At 61.9% G+C, this 21,732-nt stretch carries 17 protein-coding genes; 11 read left to right on the forward strand and 6 right to left on the reverse strand.

All coding sequences use genetic code 11. The annotated features are described in order from the left end of the window. Positions 1-33: 33 nt before the first annotated feature. The gene (locus JZ00_RS14220; protein ID WP_039591491.1) at positions 34-315 is read left to right on the forward strand and encodes an HU family DNA-binding protein; all 282 of its coding nucleotides are present in this window, start codon (positions 34-36) and stop codon (positions 313-315) included. An 80-nt stretch (positions 316-395) separates the two neighbouring features. Here the strand turns inward: JZ00_RS14220 and rlmF are convergent, their stop codons facing one another. From rlmF to JZ00_RS14245, 5 genes are all read right to left on the reverse strand, one after another. Further along, a complete protein-coding gene (rlmF, locus tag JZ00_RS14225; RefSeq protein ID WP_039591490.1) occupies positions 396-1,415 on the reverse strand; it encodes a 23S rRNA (adenine(1618)-N(6))-methyltransferase RlmF in 1,020 nt (339 codons plus the stop codon). Positions 1,416-1,554: 139 nt separating this feature from the next. Then, positions 1,555-4,401, reverse strand: coding sequence for a valine--tRNA ligase (locus JZ00_RS14230; protein WP_039591489.1), 2,847 nt, complete (start codon positions 4,399-4,401; stop codon positions 1,555-1,557). A 158-nt stretch (positions 4,402-4,559) separates the two neighbouring features. Next, positions 4,560-4,925 (reverse strand): hypothetical protein, encoded by a 366-nt coding sequence (locus JZ00_RS14235; RefSeq protein WP_039591488.1) that lies wholly within the window; start codon positions 4,923-4,925, stop codon positions 4,560-4,562. A gap of 7 nt (positions 4,926-4,932) precedes the next feature. After that, complete coding sequence (locus JZ00_RS14240; RefSeq protein ID WP_039591487.1) at positions 4,933-5,361, reverse strand: DNA polymerase III subunit chi; 429 nt, start codon at positions 5,359-5,361, stop codon at positions 4,933-4,935. A 60-nt stretch (positions 5,362-5,421) separates the two neighbouring features. Next, positions 5,422-6,912 (reverse strand): leucyl aminopeptidase, encoded by a 1,491-nt coding sequence (locus JZ00_RS14245; RefSeq protein WP_039591486.1) that lies wholly within the window; start codon positions 6,910-6,912, stop codon positions 5,422-5,424. Between the two features lie 360 nt (positions 6,913-7,272). On the opposite strand from JZ00_RS14245, the gene lptF reads away from it, so the two are divergent. The 8 genes from lptF (at position 7,273) to pdxJ (ending at position 15,619) form a co-directional block, all read left to right on the forward strand. Beyond that, positions 7,273-8,394, forward strand: coding sequence for an LPS export ABC transporter permease LptF (lptF, locus tag JZ00_RS14250; protein ID WP_039591485.1), 1,122 nt, complete (start codon positions 7,273-7,275; stop codon positions 8,392-8,394). Then, entirely contained in the window at positions 8,387-9,448 is a 1,062-nt protein-coding gene (lptG, locus tag JZ00_RS14255) for an LPS export ABC transporter permease LptG (protein ID WP_039591484.1), read from the forward strand. The genes lptF and lptG overlap by 8 nt, the downstream gene beginning before the upstream one ends. A 160-nt stretch (positions 9,449-9,608) precedes the next feature. Continuing rightward, positions 9,609-11,408 (forward strand): translation elongation factor 4, encoded by a 1,800-nt coding sequence (gene lepA / locus JZ00_RS14260; RefSeq protein ID WP_039591483.1) that lies wholly within the window; start codon positions 9,609-9,611, stop codon positions 11,406-11,408. Positions 11,409-11,413: 5 nt separating this feature from the next. Continuing rightward, on the forward strand, positions 11,414-12,268 hold the full coding sequence (gene lepB / locus JZ00_RS14265) for a signal peptidase I (RefSeq protein WP_039591482.1): 855 nt from the start codon (positions 11,414-11,416) through the stop codon (positions 12,266-12,268). Positions 12,269-12,452: 184 nt separating this feature from the next. Continuing rightward, a complete protein-coding gene (rnc, locus tag JZ00_RS14270; protein ID WP_030139612.1) occupies positions 12,453-13,142 on the forward strand; it encodes a ribonuclease III in 690 nt (229 codons plus the stop codon). Further along, the gene (gene era / locus JZ00_RS14275; RefSeq protein WP_039591481.1) at positions 13,135-14,037 is read left to right on the forward strand and encodes a GTPase Era; all 903 of its coding nucleotides are present in this window, start codon (positions 13,135-13,137) and stop codon (positions 14,035-14,037) included. Before rnc ends, era begins: the two co-directional genes overlap by 8 nt. Before the next feature lie 98 nt (positions 14,038-14,135). Further along, positions 14,136-14,825: a DNA repair protein RecO gene (gene recO / locus JZ00_RS14280; RefSeq protein ID WP_039591480.1), complete on the forward strand. Its 690-nt coding sequence runs from the start codon at positions 14,136-14,138 to the stop codon at positions 14,823-14,825. Between the two features lie 50 nt (positions 14,826-14,875). Then, entirely contained in the window at positions 14,876-15,619 is a 744-nt protein-coding gene (gene pdxJ / locus JZ00_RS14285; RefSeq protein WP_039591479.1) for a pyridoxine 5'-phosphate synthase, read from the forward strand. A gap of 69 nt (positions 15,620-15,688) precedes the next feature. Here pdxJ and mltF read toward each other — a convergent pair whose 3' ends face one another. Then, positions 15,689-17,149 carry a membrane-bound lytic murein transglycosylase MltF gene (gene mltF, locus JZ00_RS14290; protein ID WP_082112090.1) on the reverse strand — a complete coding sequence of 487 codons (1,461 nt, stop codon included), beginning with the start codon at positions 17,147-17,149 and terminating at the stop codon, positions 15,689-15,691. A 287-nt stretch (positions 17,150-17,436) separates the two neighbouring features. On the opposite strand from mltF, the gene purL reads away from it, so the two are divergent. Both purL and JZ00_RS14300 read left to right on the forward strand, forming a co-directional pair. Then, complete coding sequence (purL, locus tag JZ00_RS14295; protein ID WP_039591478.1) at positions 17,437-21,333, forward strand: phosphoribosylformylglycinamidine synthase; 3,897 nt, start codon at positions 17,437-17,439, stop codon at positions 21,331-21,333. Positions 21,334-21,337: 4 nt separating this feature from the next. Continuing rightward, positions 21,338-21,649 carry a YqfO family protein gene (locus JZ00_RS14300; protein WP_030139606.1) on the forward strand — a complete coding sequence of 104 codons (312 nt, stop codon included), beginning with the start codon at positions 21,338-21,340 and terminating at the stop codon, positions 21,647-21,649. Positions 21,650-21,732: the final 83 nt, after the last annotated feature.

The following is a 21,732-nucleotide window of genomic DNA, read 5'->3' on the forward strand; positions in this document are numbered from 1 at the left end:
ATCCATATGAATTTGATAGGGAAGGAACACTACATGGCTCTTACTAAAGACCAACTGATCGCTGATTTGGCTGAAGCTGTAGACGCACCGAAAGCTACCGTGCGTGCACTGCTGGACCAACTGGGCCAAATCGTTGCCGATCAGCTGGAAAACGGCGGCGAACTGACCTTGCCAGGCGTTGGCAAGCTGAAAGTCACCGAGCGTCCTGCCCGTACCGGTCGCAACCCTTCGACTGGCGCAGCCATCGAAATCCCGGCCAAGAAAGTGATCAAGCTGGTTGTGGCCAAAGGCCTGACCGACGCGGTCAACAAGTAAGACCGCTTGATAAAACCGTGCCGCGGAGCGATCCGGGCACGGTTTTTTATTGCCTTGGAAAACTGAGGAACTGTGCCTTTCTAGTCCTTGCGAACCCAACGCGACTGGCGCCAAGCTTGCTGTTGCGCGTCGTCCTGGAAGGTCCAGGCCACGAAGCGACTTTGTTTTTGGCCCTGGGACATCTCCACCACCTGGCTTTGCAACGCTCCCGCCTTCTTGAGCGCTGTCTCGATGGCCGGCAGGTTGGACGCCTTCGACACCAGGGTGCTGAACCACAGCACTTGACCCGCCACCTGGGCGCTTTCGCTGATCAGTTGCGTGACAAAACGCGCCTCGCCACCCTCGCACCACAACTCCGCCGCCTGGCCGCCAAAGTTCAACACCGGCAACTTGCGCTTCGGGTCCGCCTTGCCCAGCGCACGCCATTTGCGCTGACTGCCCTTGGTCGCTTCTTCCAGGGAGGCGTGAAACGGCGGATTGCACATCGTCAGGTCGAACCGTTCGGCGTTCTCCAAAAGGCCCAGCAAGATTTGCTTGCGATTGGTTTGCTGGCGCAGCCGAATGACCTTGTCCAAGCCATTGGACTGGACGATGGTCTTGGCCGAGGCAATCGCGGTCGGGTCGATCTCCGAACCGAGGAAATGCCAGCGATAGTCGCTGTAGCCGATCAGTGGATAGACGCAATTGGCACCGGTGCCGATGTCCAGCACCTTCACCGCAGCCCCACGGGGGATTTCACCTGCGTTGTGGCTGGCGAGCAAATCGGCGAGGAAATGTACGTAGTCCGCCCGCCCTGGCACCGGCGGGCACAGGTAGTCAGCCGGGATATCCCAATGGGCGATGCCGTAGAAGGATTTGAGCAGCGCCCGGTTGAACACCCGCACCGCTTCAGGGCTGGCAAAGTCGATGCTCTCCTTGCCGTAGGGGTTGATGATCACGAACTGCGCCAGTTCGGGCGTGCTCTTGATCAATGCCGGGAAGTCATAACGTCCCTGATGGCGATTGCGTGGATGCAGGCTGGCTTTCTCGCGGGGCGCTTTGGCCTCGGGGGCGAGCTTGGGCTTCTGGCGGGCAGGTCGGGGTGTGCGAGGGACAGTCATGGGCGGATCGTTCGGGGCTGGCTCATAAAGTGGCGGGCATTGTCCCACATCCGGCCCACAGGTTCCTGCTGCATAAGGAAGAAGTGGCAGGCACAAAAAAGGAGGCCATCAGGCCTCCTTTTTTAATCGCGAACAACCGTTACAGGCTGGAGATCCGCGCGTGTTGCTCAGCCAGCTTGCCCAAGGCCTGTTCAGCCTCGGCCAGCTTGGCCCGTTCCTTCTCGATGACTTCGGCAGGGGCCTTGTCGACGAAGCCTGCGTTGGACAGCTTGCCACCCACGCGCTGGACTTCGCCTTTGAGGCGCAGGATTTCCTTGTCCAGGCGCGCCAGTTCCGCGGCCTTGTCGATCAGGCCGGCCATTGGCACCAGCACTTCCATTTCGCCGACCAATGCGGTGGCCGACAGAGGCGCTTCTTCGCCCGCAGCCAGCACGGTCACCGATTCAAGCTTCGCCAGCTTCTTGAGCAGTGCTTCGTTCTCATTGAGGCGACGCAGGTCTTCGGCGCTGGCGTTTTTCAGGAACAGGGTCAGCGGCTTGCCCGGGCCGATGTTCATTTCGGCGCGGATGTTGCGCAGGCCGAGCATGAAGGTCTTCAGCCACTCGATGTCGTCCTCGGCGGCCGGATCGATGCGGGTCTCGTTGGCCACCGGCCACGGTTGCAGCATGATCGTCTTGCCTTGGATGCCAGCGAGCGGTGCGATGCGCTGCCAGATTTCCTCGGTGATGAACGGCATGAACGGATGCGCCAGGCGCAGGGCCACTTCCAGCACGCGCACCAGGGTGCGACGTGTGCCGCGCTGGCGCTCCACCGGTGCGTTTTCGTCCCACAGCACGGGCTTGGACAGTTCCAGATACCAGTCGCAATACTGGTTCCAGATGAACTCGTACAAGGCCTGCGCGGCCAGGTCGAAACGGAACTGGTCGAGCTGGCGAGTCACTTCGGCTTCGGTGCGTTGCAACTGGGAAATGATCCAGCGATCGGCCAGGCTCAGCTCGTAGGCTTCGCCGTTCTGGCCGCAGTCTTCACCTTTGTCCAGCACGTAGCGCGCGGCGTTCCATATCTTGTTGCAGAAGTTGCGATAGCCTTCGACGCGGCCCATGTCGAACTTGATGTCGCGACCGGTGGACGCCAGCGAGCAGAAGGTGAAGCGCAGGGCATCGGTGCCGTAGCTGGCAATGCCCTCGGCGAATTCTTCGCGGGTGGCTTTCTCGATCTTCTTCGCCAGTTTCGGCTGCATCAGCCCGGAGGTGCGTTTCTGCACCAGGGTTTCCAGGTCGATGCCGTCGATGATGTCCAGCGGGTCCAGGACGTTGCCCTTGGACTTGGACATCTTCTGGCCCTGGCCATCGCGCACCAGGCCGTGGACGTAGACGGTCTTGAATGGCACTTGCGGGGTGCCGTCCTCGTTTTTCACCAGGTGCATGGTCAGCATGATCATCCGGGCGACCCAGAAGAAAATGATGTCGAAGCCGGTGACCAGCACGTCGGTGGAATGGAATTTCTTCAGGAACTCGGTCTGCTGCGGCCAGCCCAGTGTGGAGAACGTCCACAGGCCCGAGCTGAACCAGGTATCGAGGACGTCGTTGTCCTGCGCCAGGGCAACGTCCGGACCGAGGTTGTGCTTGGCGCGGACTTCGGCTTCATCGCGGCCGACATAGACCTTGCCCGACTCGTCGTACCAGGCCGGAATACGGTGGCCCCACCACAGCTGGCGACTGATGCACCAATCCTGGATGTCGCGCATCCACGAGAAGTACATGTTCTCGTACTGCTTGGGCACGAACTGGATGCGGCCGTCTTCCACGGCGGCGATCGCAGGCTCGGCCAGCGGCTTGGTGGACACATACCACTGGTCGGTCAGCCACGGCTCGATGATGGTGCCGGAGCGGTCGCCTTTCGGGACTTTCAGGGCATGGTCGTCGACGCTGACCAGCAGGCCGGCGGCGTCAAACGCGGCAACAATCTGCTTGCGCGCCTCGAAACGGTCCAGGCCGGCGCATTCGGCCGGGATCTGGCCGTCGACGCTTTCGTTCAAGGTGCCGTCGAGGTTGAAGGCCTGGGCGGCCGGCAACACATGGGCGTTCTTGTCGAAAATGTTCAGCAGCGGCAGGTTGTGGCGCTTGCCGACTTCGTAGTCGTTGAAATCGTGGGCCGGTGTGATTTTTACGCAGCCGGTGCCGAATTCGGGGTCGCAATAATCGTCGCCGATGATCGGGATGCGACGGCCAACCAGCGGCAGCTCGACGAACTTGCCGATCAGCGCCTGATAACGTTCATCGTTCGGGTTCACCGCCACGGCGGAGTCGCCCAGCATGGTTTCCGGACGGGTGGTGGCGACGATCAGGTAATCCTTGCCTTCGGCGGTCTTGGCGCCGTCGGCCAGCGGGTACTTCAGGTTCCACAGGAAACCTTTCTCGTCGTGGTTCTCCACTTCGAGGTCGGAAATGGCCGTGTGCAACTTGGTGTCCCAGTTGACCAGGCGCTTGCCGCGGTAGATCAGGCCATCTTCATGCAGGCGCACGAAGGCTTCCTTCACCGCTTCCGAAAGGCCGTCGTCCATGGTGAAGCGCTCGCGGCTCCAGTCCACCGACGAGCCGAGGCGACGGATCTGGCGGCTGATATTGCCGCCGGACTCGTCTTTCCATTCCCAGACTTTCTCGAGGAATTTCTCGCGACCCAGGTCATGGCGGTTCTGGCCCTGGGCTTCGAGACGACGCTCCACCAGCATCTGCGTAGCGATGCCGGCGTGGTCGGTGCCCGGTTGCCACAAGGTGTTGCGACCTTGCATGCGCCGGAAACGGATCAGGGCGTCCATGATCGCGTTGTTGAAACCGTGGCCCATGTGCAGGCTGCCGGTGACGTTCGGCGGCGGGATCATGATGGTGTAGGAATCGCCCGCGCCTTGCGGAGCGAAATAATTCTCTGACTCCCAGGTGTTGTACCAGGAAGTTTCAATGGCGTGCGGCTGGTAGGTCTTATCCATGCGCGGCGGGACCCTATTGGCATTTATTCAGGAAAAGCCGGGAAGTATAGCGGGGCGTGGGGCGCAGGGCGAGTCAGTACGCAACGACTGCGAACAGATCCCCGTGGCGAGGGGGCAAGCTCCCTCGCCACGAAAACAATCACAATCGGGGCGCCGGGTTACTCGTATTGACTCAACAACCGCTCCATCCGCGCATCCAGCCGGCGCTTGATCTCGGTTTCGATGTGCGGGGCGAAGTCGTCGATGACGTCTTGCATGATCAGTTGCGCGGCGGCGCGAAGTTCCCGGTCCAGGTGCAGCAAGGCGTCGGGGCCTTTTGGTTCGGCCTTGGGGGCTGGCTTGGGTTCCGGCTGGCCGTTGATCGGGTCGAACAGCAGCGGGATCTGTTCGTCGTGCACCGGTTCGTGCTCCACCGTATCGGTCAGCAGCGGCGGTTGCAGGGTGTCGTCGCCGAGCAGTTGGCGGATCGACTCGAGGTCATCGAGCAATTGCGCGGGTTTTTGCGGTGGTTTTGGAGTATCCATCGTAGGCTCAAAGTCGCTGTAAACGGTGGTCTTGCAGAGGATAGCCCTGTTCGCGGTAGAAGCGGAAACTCTCCCGCGCGGCTTGCCGGATGACCGGGTCTTCCACGACCACTTCCGCCACGCGGGCGAAGCGCTGGGCGAAGGCCGGCACTTTCAGGTCAAGGTTGACCAGCAGGTCCTGATGCTCTGCGCAGTCATCCCCCAACCCGAGCACGATTGCACCCTCTGACTCGCTTTCCGCCGGGCCATGGGGCACGAAGCTTTCGCCTTTGAAAGCCCATAGCCGTGCGTCGAGGTCCTCGCGCTGGGCTGCATCGCTGCAATGCAGGTAGATGCGGTGTCCCATGCGCCAGGCCTTTTCAGTGAGCTTGCAGGCGAAATCCAGTCGCGCCGAGGGATCGGCGCTGGGCAGGATATAGAAATCGACTTTGGTCATTGCGGTTCCGGAGCCATCGCTGGCGCCACCCGAGGGCGACGCCAACGGCAATCATTGATGTCAGGCCTTGGCGCGGTCCAGCAGGTATTGGGTCAGCAGGGGAACCGGACGACCGGTGGCGCCCTTGTCCTTGCCGCCGCTGGTCCAGGCCGTGCCGGCGATGTCCAGGTGCGCCCAGTTCAGGTTCTTGGTGAAGCGCGACAGGAAGCACGCCGCCGTGATGGTCCCGGCTTTCGGGCCGCCGATGTTGGCGATGTCGGCGAACGGGCTGTCCAGTTGTTCCTGGTATTCGTCGAACAATGGCAGCTGCCAGGCACGGTCGTCGGCTTGCTGGCCGGCGCTGAGCAGTTGGCCGATCAGCTCGTCGTTATTGCCCAGCAGGCCCGAAGTATGGGCGCCGAGGGCGACCACGCAGGCGCCAGTCAGTGTGGCGATGTCGATCACGGCTTGCGGCTTGAAGCGCTCGGAGTAAGTGAGGGCGTCACACAGCACCAGACGGCCTTCGGCGTCGGTGTTGAGGATTTCGACGGTCTGGCCGCTCATGGTGGTGACGATGTCGCCCGGACGCGAGGCCGTGCCGCTGGGCATGTTCTCGGCGCAGGCCAGGATGCACACCAGGTTGATCGGCAGTTGCAGTTCCAGCACGGCGCGCAGGGTGCCGAATACGCTCGCGGCGCCGCCCATGTCGTACTTCATTTCATCCATGCCGGCGCCCGGCTTGAGGCTGATGCCGCCGGTGTCGAAAGTGATCCCCTTGCCGACCAGTGCGTATGGCTTCTCGGATTTCTTGCCGCCGTTGTATTGCATGACGATCAGGCGCGGCGGCTGGGCGCTGCCCTGGCCGACGGCATAGAAGGAACCCATGCCCAGGTCCTTGATCTTTTTCTCGTCGAAGACTTCGACCTTCAAGGCCTTGAATTCCTTGCCCAGCGCCTTGGCCTGTTCGCCCATGAACGTCGGGTGGCAGATGTTCGGCGGCAGGTTGCCCAGGTCGCGGGTGAACGCCATGCCGTTGGCAATCGCGGTGGCGTGGGTCACGGCGCGCTGGACCTCAGCCTGGGCGGCCTTGATGGTCAGCACGGTGATTTTTTTCAGGGCGCGGGGTTCGGCTTTCTGGCTCTTGAAACGGTCGAACTGATATTCGCCGTCCACCAGGGTCTCGGCCAGCAGGCGGTTCTTGCCGTAGCTGTCGCGGCCCTTGACCACCAGTTCGTCCAGCGCCAGCGCAGCGTCGGTCCCACCCAGGCTCTTCAGGGTGCCCAGCACGCCGGCAATGATCTTGCGGAACGGACGGTCGCCCAGTTCGGCGTCCTTGCCCACGCCCACCAGCAGCACGCGCTCGGCCTTGAGGTTAGGCAAGCTGTGCAACAACAGGCTCTGGCCGACCTTGCCAGCGAGGTCGCCGCGCTTGAGCACCGCGCTGATCGCACCGCCGCTCAAGGCGTCGAGCTGGGTCGCGACGACGCCGAGCTTGCGGTTTTCACCCACGGCAACCACCAGCGTGGCGGTCTTCAACGTTTCTGGGCTGACGCTTTTTACAACCAGTTCCATGTCCGGATCCTTGAGTCAATGGTCAAGAGGCCAGGCGCCAGGACAACATTGGCGCGCTGAACAGCTGTCTTCTATATAGAAGCGCCGGGGCTCACCGGCGACAAAGGCCGCAGTTTGAACCCCGGCGCCCGAGCCTGACAACCCTCGCAGCCGTTAACTTTTTTGCCATGAAGCGTCTGGTTAAAGCGTGCGCAGTGACAGGCGCGTCCAATCACAGGATAATGCGGCTCTTTTTTCGGCTGCTCGCGGTGTGAGTCGGCTCGATACGTTTCTTGTTTGGCCGCCATAGGTTTGTTTGAAAAGTCGTCGCGCAGGCACTTTTCATACAAAGCCCAGCCTGACAATCCTGGAGTGTCTGGTGTGATCGTCTTTCGTTATCTGTCCCGCGAAGTCCTGCTGACCCTGAGCGCCGTCAGCGCCGTGCTGCTGGTCATCATCATGAGTGGGCGCTTCATCAAATACCTTGCCCAGGCGGCTTCGGGCGCCCTGGACCCGGGCTCGCTGTTCCTGATCATGGGGTTCCGCCTGCCGGGCTTCCTCCAGTTGATCCTGCCCCTGGGATTGTTCCTCGGCATCCTGCTGGCCTATGGTCGCCTGTACCTGGACAGCGAAATGACCGTGCTGTCGGCCACCGGCATGAGCCAGCAGCGCCTGTTCCGCATCTCCTTGTTCCCGGCGACGCTGGTGGCACTGGTGGTCGCCTGGTTGAGCCTGAGCCTGGCGCCCCAAGGGGCGAACCAGTTTCAATTACTGATCAACCAGCAGGACGCCCTGACCGAATTCGACACCCTGGTACCGGGGCGCTTCCAGGCCCTGCGCGACGGGACGCGCGTCACCTATACCGAGGAGCTTTCCGAAGACCGCGTCAACCTGGGCGGGGTCTTCATCACCCAGAAGAACGTGTCTTCGGACACCAAGAAGGACCGCGGCATTTCCGTGCTGGTATCCGAAAAGGGGCGCCAGGAAATCAACCCTGACGGCAACCGCTACCTGATCCTGGAAAACGGCTATCGCTACGACGGCACGCCGGGGCAGGCCGATTACCGGGCGATCAAGTACGACACCTACGGCGTGCTGCTGCCCAAGCCCGAGGCCAGCGACGAAGTCACTGACCGGGATGCGATGTCGACTGCCAGTCTGCTGGGCAACGACGACATCCGCGCCCGTACCGAGCTGCAGTGGCGCCTGTCGCTGCCGCTCCTGGTGTTTATCGTGACGCTCATGGCGGTTCCGCTGTCGAGGGTCAATCCGCGCCAGGGCCGTTTCCTCAAGTTGTTGCCGGCGATTCTCTTGTATATGGCTTACCTCACCATCCTGATTTCCGCCCGCAGTGCCCTGGAGAAGGGCAAGATCCCACCGACGCTGGGCTTGTGGTGGGTGCATTCGATCTTCCTGGCCATCGGCCTCGGGTTGCTCTACTGGGAGCCACTGCGGCTGAAACTCGCCAGCCGTCGCAGCGCGCTGGAGGTGGCCCGTGGTTAAGCTCGACCGCTATATCGGCAGCAGCGTTTTCATGGCGATCCTCGCGGTACTGGGGATCATCCTTGGCCTGGCGACCTTGTTCGCGTTCATCGACGAGATGGGCGATGTCAGCGATACCTATACGCTGCTGGACGTGGCGAGCTATGTATTGCTGACCGCGCCGCGCCGCTTGTACGACATGCTGCCGATGGCCGCATTGATCGGCTGCCTGATCGGCCTTGGCAGCCTGGCGAGCAACAGCGAACTGACCATCATGCGCGCCGCTGGCGTGTCCATCGGTCGGATCGTCTGGGCGGTAATGAAGCCGATGCTCGTGTTGATGTTGGTGGGCTTGCTGATCGGCGAATACATCGCCCCGGCCACCGAGAACACCGCCCAGGCCAACCGTTCCCTGGCCCAGGGCGGTGGTGACGCGCAAAGCGCCAAGCATGGCCTGTGGCACCGCCAGGGCGATGAGTTCATCCACATCAACTCGGTCCAGCCCAATGGCACCCTGTATGGCGTGACCCGCTACCGCTTTGACGACCAGCGGCACATGCTGTCCTCAAGCTTCGCCAAGCGCGCGAAGTTCGAAGAGGACCATTGGCAACTGAACGACGTTACGACCACGCTGTTCCATGACAAGCGCACCGAAGTCGTCGCCGTCCCGCAGGAGCGCTGGGACGTGGCGCTCAGCCCGCAACTGCTCAGCACCGTCGTCATGGCGCCGGACTCCTTGTCGATCACCGGCCTGTGGGGCTACATCCACTACCTGGCGGACCAGGGCCTTAACAATGGTCGCTACTGGCTGGCTTTTTGGGTCAAGGTGTTGCAACCGCTGGTGACCGCTGCACTAGTCTTGATGGCCATTTCCTTTATCTTCGGTCCGCTGCGCTCCGTGACGCTTGGCCAGCGGGTCTTCACCGGCGTGCTGGTGGGCTTTACCTTCCGTATCGCCCAGGATCTGCTCGGCCCATCGAGCCTGGTATTCGGCTTCTCGCCTTTGTTTGCGGTGCTGGTGCCGGCCGGTGTCTGCGCGTTGGCCGGGCTCTGGTTGCTGCGCCGGGCGGGTTGATTCAGATTCATCGTGGCGAGGAGCTTCTGTGGCGAGGGAGTAAATCCCCTCGCCACAGAAGCCCATCGACAGGCGAACGTGACGCTTGCGCGGTGTATCAGGTACAATTCCCGGCTATTTTTCGGCGGGCCATGCCTGCAGCCTTTTTGAGTGTTGATCCGTGAGTGATTTGAGTCATATCCGCAATTTCTCCATCATCGCCCACATTGACCATGGCAAGTCGACGCTGGCTGATCGCTTCATCCAGATGTGCGGCGGCCTGGCCGAGCGTGAAATGGAAGCCCAGGTCCTGGACTCCATGGACCTGGAGCGTGAACGCGGGATCACCATCAAGGCCCACAGCGTTACCCTTTATTACAAGGCTCGCGACGGAATTACCTACCAGCTCAACTTCATCGATACCCCGGGCCATGTCGACTTCACCTATGAAGTCAGCCGGTCGCTGGCGGCCTGTGAAGGTGCGTTGCTGGTGGTCGATGCCGGCCAGGGCGTCGAGGCCCAGTCGGTCGCCAACTGCTACACGGCCATCGAGCAAGGCCTGGAAGTCATGCCGGTGCTGAACAAGATCGACCTGCCCCAGGCCGATCCGGACCGCGTGAAGGAAGAAATCGAAAAAATCATCGGCATCGACGCCACCGACGCGGTTGCTTGCAGTGCCAAGACCGGCCTGGGCGTGGATGAAGTGCTCGAACGCCTGGTTACCACCATTCCCGCGCCGACCGGCAATATCGAAGATCCGCTGCAAGCGTTGATCATCGACTCCTGGTTCGACAACTACCTGGGCGTAGTTTCCCTGGTTCGCGTGCGCCATGGCCGCGTGAAGAAGGGCGACAAGATCCTGGTCAAGTCCACCGGCAAGATCCACCTGGTGGACAGCGTCGGTGTCTTCAACCCGAAACATACCGCCACCGTCGACCTGAAGGCCGGTGAAGTGGGCTTCATCATTGCTGGTATCAAGGACATTCACGGGGCGCCGGTCGGCGACACCCTGACCTTGAGCTCGACCCCTGATGTCGATGTGCTGCCCGGCTTCAAACGCATCCAGCCGCAGGTCTACGCCGGCCTGTTTCCGGTCAGTTCCGACGATTTCGAAGATTTCCGCGAAGCGCTGCAAAAGCTGACGCTGAACGACTCGTCCCTGCAATACACCCCGGAAAGCTCCGACGCCCTGGGCTTCGGCTTCCGTTGCGGGTTCCTCGGCATGCTGCACATGGAAATCATCCAGGAGCGCCTGGAGCGCGAGTATGACTTGGACCTGATCACCACGGCGCCGACGGTAATCTTCGAACTGCTGCTCAAGAACGGCGAGACGATCTACGTCGACAACCCGTCCAAGCTGCCGGACCTGTCGGCCATCGAGGACATGCGCGAGCCGATCGTGCGGGCGAACATCCTTGTGCCTCAGGAGCACCTGGGCAACGTCATCACCCTGTGCATCGAGAAGCGCGGCGTGCAGCACGACATGCTGTTCCTTGGCTCCCAGGTCCAGGTGACCTACGACCTGCCGATGAACGAAGTGGTGCTGGACTTCTTCGACCGTCTCAAATCCACCAGCCGCGGCTATGCTTCGCTGGACTATCATTTCGATCGTTACCAATCGGCTAATCTGGTGAAGCTGGATGTGCTGATCAACGGCGAGAAGGTCGATGCCCTGGCGTTGATCGTGCACCGTGACAACGCGCACTACAAAGGTCGCGCATTGACCGAGAAGATGAAGGAGCTGATTCCGCGGCAGATGTTCGATGTGGCAATCCAGGCCGCCATTGGCGGGCAGATTGTGGCGCGTACAACCGTCAAGGCACTCAGAAAGAACGTATTGGCCAAATGCTACGGCGGCGACGTCAGCCGTAAGCGCAAGCTGTTGGAAAAGCAGAAGGCCGGTAAAAAACGCATGAAGCAGGTCGGCAACGTGGAAATTCCACAGGAAGCCTTCCTCGCGGTGCTCAGGTTGGATAGTTAGGTCCTATGTCGCTAAATTTCCCGCTGTTGCTGGTTATCGCCGTGTTCGTCTGCGGCCTGTTGGCGTTGCTTGATCTGTTGTTCCTGGCGCCTAGGCGCCGGGCGGCCATTGCCTCTTACCAGGGCAGTGTCAGCCAGCCTGACGGCGTGGTCATTGAAAAGCTAAACAAGGAACCACTGCTGGTCGAGTACGGCAAGTCGTTCTTCCCTGTGCTGTTCATCGTGCTGGTGCTGCGCTCGTTCCTGGTTGAGCCGTTCCAGATTCCGTCCGGTTCGATGAAACCGACCCTGGACGTGGGCGACTTCATTCTGGTGAACAAGTTTTCCTACGGGATCCGGCTGCCAGTGATCGACACGAAGGTCATCGAGATCGGCGACCCGCAACGCGGCGATGTGATGGTGTTCCGCTTCCCAAGCGACCCGAACGTCAACTACATCAAGCGTGTGGTGGGGCTGCCGGGCGACAAGATCCGCTATACCGCCGACAAACGCCTCTTCGTCAACGGCGAATTGGTGGCCGAGCAGTTGATCGGTTCCGAACCGGGCACGCTGGGCAGCGCCGAGCTCTACAAGGAAAAACTCGGCGAGGCGGAACACCTGATCCGCAAGGAAATGAGCCGCTACCGCGCCACGCCGGACCATTCGTGGACCGTGCCGGCCGGGCACTATTTCATGATGGGCGACAACCGCGACAACTCCAACGACAGCCGGTACTGGGATGATCCAAACATACCCAAGGACGTACTGGGCATGGTTCCCGACCGCAATATCGTCGGCAAGGCCTTTGCGGTCTGGATGAGCTGGCCGGAACCCAAACTCAGCCACCTGCCGAATTTCTCGCGGGTTGGCCTGATCAAGTAATCACACACGGCGCTGTTGAACACAGCGCCGAATGCATTTCTGGAGCCTGTACGAGGTTGCCCGAAGGCATGAAGCCAACGATAGTCAGGACGTCATTTTTGAACACAGCGTTAATTGTCCCAAGCCAATGGCGCCTTGCCGCCGTGGTAGTGGAATCCAGCCACGAACTCAGCGTGGGTAAACCGTGAGCGTTTCTCTAAGCCGCCTAGAGCGTCAGCTCGGCTACACGTTCAAGGATCAGGAGCTGATGCTCCTGGCCCTCACTCACCGCAGTTTTGCCGGGCGCAACAACGAACGCCTGGAATTCCTCGGCGATGCCATCCTCAACTTCGTCGCCGGCGAGGCGTTGTTCGAACGCTTCCCCCTGGCTCGCGAAGGCCAGTTGTCGCGTTTGCGCGCACGATTGGTAAAAGGTGAGACCCTGGCGGTACTGGCCCGTGGTTTCGACCTGGGCGATTACTTGCGCCTGGGTTCCGGCGAGTTGAAAAGCGGCGGTTTCCGCCGCGAATCGATCCTCGCCGACGCCTTGGAGGCGTTGATTGGCGCGATCTACCTGGACTCGGGCATGGAAATGGCGCGCGAGCGCGTGCTGGCCTGGTTGACTTCCGAAATTGACAGCTTGACGCTGGTGGACACCAACAAGGATCCCAAGACTCGCTTGCAGGAATTCCTGCAGTCGCGCAGTTGCGAACTGCCACGCTACGAAGTGGTGGATATCCAGGGTGAGCCGCATTGCCGAACCTTCTTCGTCGAATGCGAAGTGGTCTTATTGAATGAAAAAAGCCGGGGCCAGGGCGTGAGCCGTCGTATTGCCGAACAGGTAGCGGCCGCCGCAGCACTGATCGCCCTGGGCGTGGAGAATGGCAATGACTGATACAACCGTCACCCGCTGCGGCTATGTCGCCATTGTCGGTCGGCCGAACGTGGGCAAGTCCACGTTGCTGAACCATATCCTCGGCCAGAAGCTGGCGATTACCTCGCGCAAGCCGCAAACCACTCGTCACAACATGCTGGGCATCAAGACCGAAGGCGACGTGCAGGCGATCTATGTCGACACCCCAGGCATGCACAAGGGGGGCGAAAAGGCCCTGAACCGCTACATGAACAAGACCGCCTCGGCGGCGTTGAAAGACGTCGACGTGGTGATCTTCGTGGTCGACCGCACCAAGTGGACCGAAGAAGACCAGATGGTCCTCGAGCGCGTCCAGTACGTGACCGGGCCCTTGATCGTGGCACTGAACAAGACCGATCGCATCGAAGACAAGGCTGAACTGATGCCGCACCTGACCTGGTTGCAGGAGCAGTTGCCGAACGCCCAGATCATCCCGATCTCCGCCCAGCATGGCCACAACCTCGACGCGCTGGAGCGGGTAATTGCCGAGCACCTGCCGGAAAACGATCACTTCTTTCCCGAAGACCAGATCACCGATCGCAGCAGCCGCTTCCTCGCCGCCGAGCTGGTGCGCGAGAAAATCATGCGTCAGATGGGTGCCGAGCTGCCGTACCAGATCACGGTGGAGATCGAGGAGTTCAAGCAGCAGGGCAAGACCTTGCACATTCATGCCTTGATCCTCGTCGAACGTGACGGCCAGAAGAAAATCATCATTGGCGACAAGGGCGAGCGTATCAAGCGCATCGGCACCGAGGCGCGCAAGGACATGGAGCTGCTGTTCGACTCCAAGATCATGCTCAACCTGTGGGTCAAGGTGAAGGGCGGCTGGTCCGATGACGAGCGGGCGTTGCGTTCGTTGGGTTACGGCGACCTGTAATCTGTTTGGCTGGGGGCGGGCTCTTGTGGCGAGGGAGCAAGCTCCCTCGCCACAGGATCCGTTTATCCATTGATGTCTTGCTGATACTCAGGCCCCCGATGTCGCCCAACCAACCCCTCGCCCAACCCGCTTACGTCCTCCACAGCCGCGCCTACCGCGAAAGCAGCGCCCTGGTGGACTTCCTCACGCCCCAAGGGCGGCTGCGGGCAGTGTTGCGCGGAGCGCGGGGCAAGGCGGGGACGCTGGCGCGGCCGTTCGTGCCGTTGGAAGTCGAATTCCGCGGCCGGGGCGAGTTGAAAAATGTCGGGCGCATGGAAAGCAACGGTGTCGCGGCCTGGCTCAATGGCGAGGCCTTGTTCAGCGGTCTATACCTCAACGAACTGTTGATCCGCCTGCTGCCGGCCGAGGATCCCCATCCCGCTGTATTTGATCATTACACCGCCACGCTGCTGGCACTGGCCGAAGGGCGTCCGCTGGAACCGTTGCTGCGCTCGTTCGAATGGCGCCTGCTGGATGACCTGGGCTATGGCTTTTCCCTCGACACCGACCTGCACGGCCAGCCCATCGCCGCCGACGGGCTGTACCGCTTGCAAGTGGACGCGGGCCTGGAGCAGGTCTACCAGCTTCAACCCGGGCTGTTCAATGGCGTTGAACTCCTGGCCATGGCCGAAGCCGACTGGACCGCGCCGGGTGCGTTGGCGGCGGCCAAGCGTTTGATGCGCCAAGCCTTGGCCGTTCATTTGGGCGGTCGGCCGCTGGTCAGTCGCGAGCTGTTTCGCAAGCCCTGATCTCCCCGTATGCTGTGGGCCGAATCTCTGTCCATTCAGGAGCGCTTTTCGTGAGCACCAGCAATCGCATTCTTCTCGGCGTGAACATCGACCATGTCGCCACCCTGCGCCAGGCCCGTGGTACGCGCTACCCGGATCCGGTCAAGGCCGCACTGGATGCCGAAGAGGCGGGTGCCGACGGTATCACCGTGCACCTGCGCGAGGACCGTCGCCACATTCAGGAACGCGACGTGCTGTTGCTCAAGGATGTGCTGCAAACCCGCATGAACTTCGAAATGGGCGTGACCGAGGAAATGATGGCGTTCGCCGAGCGCATTCGCCCGGCGCACATCTGCCTGGTGCCGGAAACCCGCCAGGAACTGACCACCGAAGGCGGCCTGGACGTGGCGGGGCAGGAGGCGCGGATCAAGGCGGCGGTGGAGCGGCTGTCGAAGATGGGCGCCGAGGTGTCGCTGTTCATCGATGCCGACGAGCGGCAGATCGAAGCCTCCAGGCGGGTCGGCGCCCCGGCCATCGAACTGCACACCGGGCGTTACGCCGACGCCGAGACCCCGACCGACGTGGCCGAAGAGCTGCAGCGGGTCGCCGATGGCGTCACCTTTGGCCTGGCCCAAGGCCTGATCGTCAACGCCGGCCATGGCTTGCATTACCACAACGTTGAGGCTGTCGCCGCGATCAAGGGTATCAACGAGCTGAACATCGGCCACGCGCTGGTGGCTCATGCGTTGTTCGTCGGTTTCAAGTCGGCTGTGTCGGAAATGAAAGCGCTGATCCTGGCTGCCGCCAAGTCCTGATCCACCCTGTGGCGGGGGGATAAATCCCCTCGCCACAGGGTCATCACAACATCAGGAATTGTGTAGAGCCTATAGCTGCGGGGATTCCTGGTTCGGCTTGCTCTTGTCCACGCCCGGCACGTGCAGGTTGCCCTCGGCCACCTGGTTGCCTTCGAGTTGCGGCTGCGTCACCCAGGTCAGGATGTCGTAGTAGCGACGGATGTTCGCCACGAAATGCACCGGTTCGCCGCCCCGGGCGTAGCCGTAGCGGGTCTTGCTGTACCACTGTTTCTGGGACAGGCGCGGCAGGATTTTCTTCACGTCCAGCCACTTGTTCGGATTCAGCCCTTCCTTGGCCGCGAGCTTGCGCGCGTCGTCGAGGTGGCCGCTGCCGACGTTATAGGCGGCGAGGGCGAACCAGGTACGGTCCGGTTCCTCGATGCTCTCGTCCAGTTGTTCTTTCATGTAGGCCAGGTACTTGGCGCCGCCCATGATGCTCTGCTTCGGATCGAGGCGGTTGGACACACCCATGGCCTGGGCGGTGTTCTGGGTCAGCATCATCAGGCCGCGCACGCCCGTCTTGGAGGTCACTGTCGGTTGCCATAGTGATTCCTGGTAACCAATGGCAGCCAGTAGCCGCCAATCGACCTTTTCCTTCTTGGCGTACGTCTTGAAGTGTTGCTCGTATTTGGGCAGCCGCTGCTGCAAGTGCTGGGCGAAGGTCGTCGCGCCCATGTAGCCGAGGACGTCAACGTGGCCGTAGTAACGATCCTTCAAGCGTTGCAGCGTGCCATTCTTCTGGACCTTGTCCAGGTAGTCGTTGATCTCGTTGAGCAGGCTGTTGTCTTCGCCGGGGCCCACCGCCCAGCTCTGGCTGCGGGTGTCGCCCAGGTCGAAAGCCACGCGTACGTTGGGGAAGTAGACCTGGTTCATCGCCACTTCGTTGGAATCGACGAGGGTCAGGTCGATCTGGCCCTCATCGACCATGCGCAGCAGGTCGACGACTTCGACGGCGTCGGATTCTTCGTAGTCGATTCCTGGATATTGCTGCTTGAGCTGCGCCAGCTGTTCGGCGTGGGAGCTGCCCTTGAGCACCATGATCTTCTTGCCGGCCAGGGCTGCCGCGTCGGTGGGGCGTGACTGGCCATTGCGATAGATGACCTGCGGGGTGACTTCCAGGTAAGGGTGGGAAAACCGTACCTGCTTCTTGCGCTGTTCGCTGCTGACCAGGCCCGCGGCGGCCAGCACCGGGCCGTTGGGCTTGCCGACCTGGCTGAAGAGATCGTCGAGGTTGTCAGCGGTCTCGATTTTCAGCTCGACCCCCAAATCCTCGGCGAAGCGCTTCACCAGCTCGTATTCGAAGCCGGTTTCACCACTGCGATCCTGGAAGTAGGTGGCGGGGCTGTTCCGGGTAACGACCCGCAGCACGCCATCCTCCTTTACGCGCTCCAGTGTGTTGGGTTTCTCAACACAGCCACTGAGCACCAGGAAGAGTCCGGTTGCGATCAGCCATCTGGCGTACCGCGGACGCAAAGCCGTTGGGGAAAACATCTGCGCAGTATACGCAAACGGCCTCGACCGCCATATATCGACAGCAAAAGGCCAGTCTGCTAGAGGTTGCAAAACGTGTCCGCAAGCCAAGCGGGCCGGCGCGCGGCAGGGCTCATGTGGATAAAAAATATCTCCATGGCGTGGCGCCGATGACCGGGTGAGGCTGCCGTCGACAGCGCGACCGACGTTCGGCTGGCACCTGACGTAGCGTTTCGGGTGCCGTCGGCAGCGGTTTAGGCTAGAATGCACGGCCTCAAAGCACACCCCTTCCCGAGGCTGTCCCGAAGATGTTGATCCTGCGCGGCGCTCCTGCCCTTTCTGCCTTTCGCCACAGCAAACTTCTTGAGCAACTGAGCCAGAAAGTACCGGCTGTCAGTGGCTTGTATGCTGAATTCGCTCACTTCGCCGAAGTCACCGGCGGTTTGACCGGCGACGAACAGCAGGTGCTCGCGCGCCTTCTGAAGTACGGTCCAAGTGTCCCGGTCCAGGAGCCGACCGGTCGCCTGTTCCTGGTATTGCCGCGTTTCGGCACCATTTCGCCATGGTCGAGCAAGGCCAGCGACATCGCCCGCAACTGCGGCCTGTCGAAAATCCAGCGCCTGGAGCGCGGCATAGCCTTTTATGTCGCCGGTGAGTTCAGCGAGGCCGAGGCCCAACTGATCGCCGAAGGCCTGCACGACCGCATGACCCAAGTGGTGCTGGGCAACCTGGAGCAGGCCGCCGGCCTGTTCAGCCACGCCGAGCCCAAGCCGCTGACCGCCATCGACGTGTTGGGCGGTGGCCGTGCCGCGTTGGAAAAAGCCAACGCCGAGCTGGGCCTGGCCCTGGCCGAAGACGAGATCGATTACCTGGTCAACGCCTTCCAGGGCTTGAAGCGCAACCCGCACGACATCGAACTGATGATGTTTGCCCAGGCCAACTCCGAGCACTGCCGCCACAAGATCTTCAACGCCAGTTGGGATATTGACGGCCAGGACCAGGAAAAAAGCCTGTTCGGCATGATCAAGAACACCTACCAGATGCACAACGAAGGTGTGCTGTCGGCCTACAAGGACAACGCCGCGGTGATCGTCGGCAACGTTGCCGGTCGCTTCTACCCGAACCCCGAGACCCGCCAGTACGGTGCGGTCCAAGAGCCCGTGCACATCCTGATGAAGGTCGAGACCCACAACCACCCGACCGCCATTGCCCCGTTCCCGGGCGCGTCCACCGGTTCCGGTGGCGAGATCCGCGACGAAGGCGCCACCGGTCGCGGTGCCAAGCCCAAGGCTGGCCTGACCGGTTTCACCGTATCGAACCTGCAGATCCCGGGCTTCCAACAGCCGTGGGAAAAGCCCTACGGCAAGCCTGAGCGCATCGTCAACGCCCTCGACATCATGATCGAAGGCCCACTGGGCGGCGCCGCGTTCAACAACGAATTCGGCCGTCCGGCCCTGACCGGCTACTTCCGTACCTTCGAACAGTCCATCACCACCCCCCGTGGTGAAGAAGTCCGTGGTTACCACAAGCCGATCATGCTCGCCGGCGGCATGGGCAACATCCGCGCCGAACACGTGCAGAAAGGCGAAATCGTGGTCGGCTCCAAGCTGATCGTCCTCGGCGGCCCGGCCATGTTGATCGGCCTGGGCGGCGGCGCGGCATCCTCCATGGCCACCGGCACCAGCTCGGCGGACCTGGACTTCGCTTCGGTCCAGCGGGAAAACCCGGAAATGGAACGCCGTTGCCAGGAAGTCATCGACCGTTGCTGGCAGTTGGGCGAGCAGAACCCGATCAGCTTTATCCACGACGTCGGCGCGGGCGGCCTGTCCAATGCCTTCCCGGAACTGGTCAACGATGGTGGCCGTGGCGGCCGCTTCGAACTGCGCAACATTCCGAATGACGAGCCGGGCATGGCCCCGCACGAAATCTGGAGCAACGAATCCCAGGAGCGTTACGTCCTGGCGGTCGGCCCGGCCGACTTCGAGCGCTTCCAGGCGATTTGCGAGCGTGAGCGTTGCCCGTTCGCCGTGGTGGGTGAAGCCACCGCCGAGCCGCAACTGACCGTGACCGACAGCCACTTCGGCAACAGCCCGGTGGACATGCCGCTGGAAGTGCTGCTGGGCAAGGCCCCGCGTATGCACCGTTCGGCGGTTCGCGAGGCCGAGCTGGGCGACGATTTCGATCCGTCCACCCTTGACATCGCCGAGTCCATCGAGCGCGTCCTGCATCACCCGGCCGTGGCGAGCAAGAGCTTCCTGATCACCATCGGCGACCGCACCATCACCGGCCTCGTGGCCCGTGACCAGATGGTCGGCCCATGGCAGGTACCGGTGGCCGACGTGGCCGTGACCGCCACCAGCTTCGACGTCTACACCGGCGAAGCCATGGCGATGGGCGAGCGCACGCCGCTGGCGCTGCTGGACGCCCCGGCTTCGGGTCGCATGGCGATCGGCGAGACCCTGACCAACATCGCGGCTTCGCGTATCGGCAAGATCTCCGACATCAAGCTGTCAGCCAACTGGATGTCCGCCGCCGGCCACCCCGGTGAAGACGCCCGCCTGTACGACACCGTCAAGGCGGTCGGCATGGAGCTGTGCCCTGAGCTGGGCATCACCATTCCAGTGGGCAAGGACTCCATGTCCATGGCCACGCGCTGGAACGACGAAGGCGTGGACAAGAGCGTGACCTCGCCGCTGTCGCTGATCGTGACCGGTTTCGCACCGGTCACCGACATCCGCCAGACCCTGACCCCGCAACTGCGCATGGACAAAGGCACCACGGACCTGATCCTGATCGACCTGGGCCGTGGCCAGAACCGCATGGGCGCCTCGATCCTGGCCCAGGTGCATGGCAAGCTTGGTTCGCAAGCGCCGGACGTCGACGACGCCGAGGACCTGAAGGCGTTCTTTGCCGTGATCCAGGGCCTCAACGCCGACGGTCACCTGCTGGCCTACCACGACCGTTCCGATGGCGGCTTGCTGACCACCGTGATGGAAATGGCCTTCGCCGGCCACTGCGGCCTCAACCTGACCCTGGACAGCGTGGCCGAATCGGCCAGCGAAATCCCGGCGATCCTGTTCAACGAAGAACTGGGAGCAGTGATCCAGGTTCGCCAGGACGCGACCCCGGACATCCTCGCCCAGTTCAGCGCCGCCGGCCTGGCCGAATGCGTCTCGGTGATCGGCCAGCCGATCAACAACGCCCACATCAACATAACCTTCAATGGCGACACCGTCTTCGAAGGCCAGCGCCGCCTGTTGCAGCGCCAGTGGGCCGAGACCAGCTACCAGATCCAGCGCCTGCGCGACAACGCCGACTGCGCGGAGCAGGAGTTCGACGCGCTGCTGGAAGAAGACAACCCGGGCCTGAGCGCCAAGCTCAGCTACGACGTCAACGACAACGTGGCCGCGCCCTACATCAAGAAAGGCATTCGCCCACAAGTGGCAGTCCTGCGTGAGCAGGGCGTCAATGGGCAGGTGGAGATGGCAGCCGCGTTCGACCGCGCCGGTTTCAACGCGATCGACGTGCACATGAGCGACATCCTCGCCGGTCGTGTCGACCTGAACGACTTCAAGGGCATGGTCGCGTGTGGTGGCTTCTCCTATGGCGACGTGCTGGGCGCCGGTGAAGGCTGGGCCAAGTCGGCGCTGTTCAACAGCCGCGCCCGCGATGCGTTCCAAGGCTTCTTCGAACGTACCGACAGCTTCACCCTCGGCGTGTGCAACGGTTGCCAGATGATGTCCAACCTGCACGAGCTGATCCCGGGCAGCGAATTCTGGCCGCACTTCGTGCGTAACCGTTCCGAGCAGTTCGAAGCCCGCGTGGCGATGGTCCAGGTGCAGGAGTCGAACTCGATCTTCCTGCAGGGCATGGCTGGTTCGCGCATGCCGATCGCCATCGCCCACGGCGAAGGCCATGCGGAATTCGAAAGCGAAGAAGCCTTGCTCGAAGCCGACTTGTCCGGTTGCGTGTCGCTGCGTTTCGTCGACAACCACGGCAAGGTCACCGAAACCTACCCGGCCAACCCGAACGGCTCGCCGCGCGGGATCACCGGCCTGACCAGCCGCGACGGCCGCGTCACGATCATGATGCCGCACCCGGAGCGGGTGTTCCGCGCGGTGCAGAACTCGTGGCGTTCGGACGACTGGAACGAAGACGCGCCATGGATGCGCATGTTCCGCAACGCGCGCGTCTGGGTGAACTAAGACGGTGTACAAGCTCTGCTTCTTTGTCCCGGCCAGCCATGTGGACGAGGTCAAAAGCGCCGTATTCGCTGCCGGTGGCGGGCGAATCGGCGATTATGATCATTGCGCTTGGCAGGTACTGGGCCTGGGTCAGTTTCGCCCCTTGGACGGCAGCCAGCCGTTCATTGGCGAGGCGGGGCAGGTCGAGCAGGTCGAGGAGTGGAAGGTGGAGCTTGTTGTCGCCGATGAGTTGATCCGCCCCGTGGTGGAGGCGCTGAAACAGAGCCATCCCTACGAGACACCGGCGTATGAAGTGTGGCGGTTGGAGGAATTCTGATTCTCCTGCGCTGAAAACGAAAAACCCGCTGACTGGTTCAGCGGGTTTTTTATTGCCGGTGATTTTGTGTACACGAACCCTCG

The organism is Pseudomonas frederiksbergensis, assembly GCF_000802155.2.
GTDB classification, from domain to species: Bacteria; Pseudomonadota; Gammaproteobacteria; order Pseudomonadales; family Pseudomonadaceae; genus Aquipseudomonas; species Aquipseudomonas frederiksbergensis_A.

Bases quoted from the DNA above. Each gene is read 5' to 3' on its own strand.
- JZ00_RS14220 (WP_039591491.1), top strand. From the start codon at position 34: ATGGCTCTTACTAAAGACCAACTGATCGCTGATTTGGCTGAAGCTGTA.
- rlmF (WP_039591490.1), bottom strand. From the start codon at position 1,415: ATGACTGTCCCTCGCACACCCCGACCTGCCCGCCAGAAGCCCAAGCTC.
- JZ00_RS14230 (WP_039591489.1), bottom strand. From the start codon at position 4,401: ATGGATAAGACCTACCAGCCGCACGCCATTGAAACTTCCTGGTACAAC.
- JZ00_RS14235 (WP_039591488.1), bottom strand. From the start codon at position 4,925: ATGGATACTCCAAAACCACCGCAAAAACCCGCGCAATTGCTCGATGAC.
- JZ00_RS14240 (WP_039591487.1), bottom strand. From the start codon at position 5,361: ATGACCAAAGTCGATTTCTATATCCTGCCCAGCGCCGATCCCTCGGCG.
- JZ00_RS14245 (WP_039591486.1), bottom strand. From the start codon at position 6,912: ATGGAACTGGTTGTAAAAAGCGTCAGCCCAGAAACGTTGAAGACCGCC.
- lepB (WP_039591482.1), top strand. From the start codon at position 11,414: ATGTCGCTAAATTTCCCGCTGTTGCTGGTTATCGCCGTGTTCGTCTGC.
- era (WP_039591481.1), top strand. From the start codon at position 13,135: ATGACTGATACAACCGTCACCCGCTGCGGCTATGTCGCCATTGTCGGT.
- recO (WP_039591480.1), top strand. From the start codon at position 14,136: ATGTCGCCCAACCAACCCCTCGCCCAACCCGCTTACGTCCTCCACAGC.
- mltF (WP_082112090.1), bottom strand. From the start codon at position 17,149: ATGTTTTCCCCAACGGCTTTGCGTCCGCGGTACGCCAGATGGCTGATC.
- purL (WP_039591478.1), top strand. From the start codon at position 17,437: ATGTTGATCCTGCGCGGCGCTCCTGCCCTTTCTGCCTTTCGCCACAGC.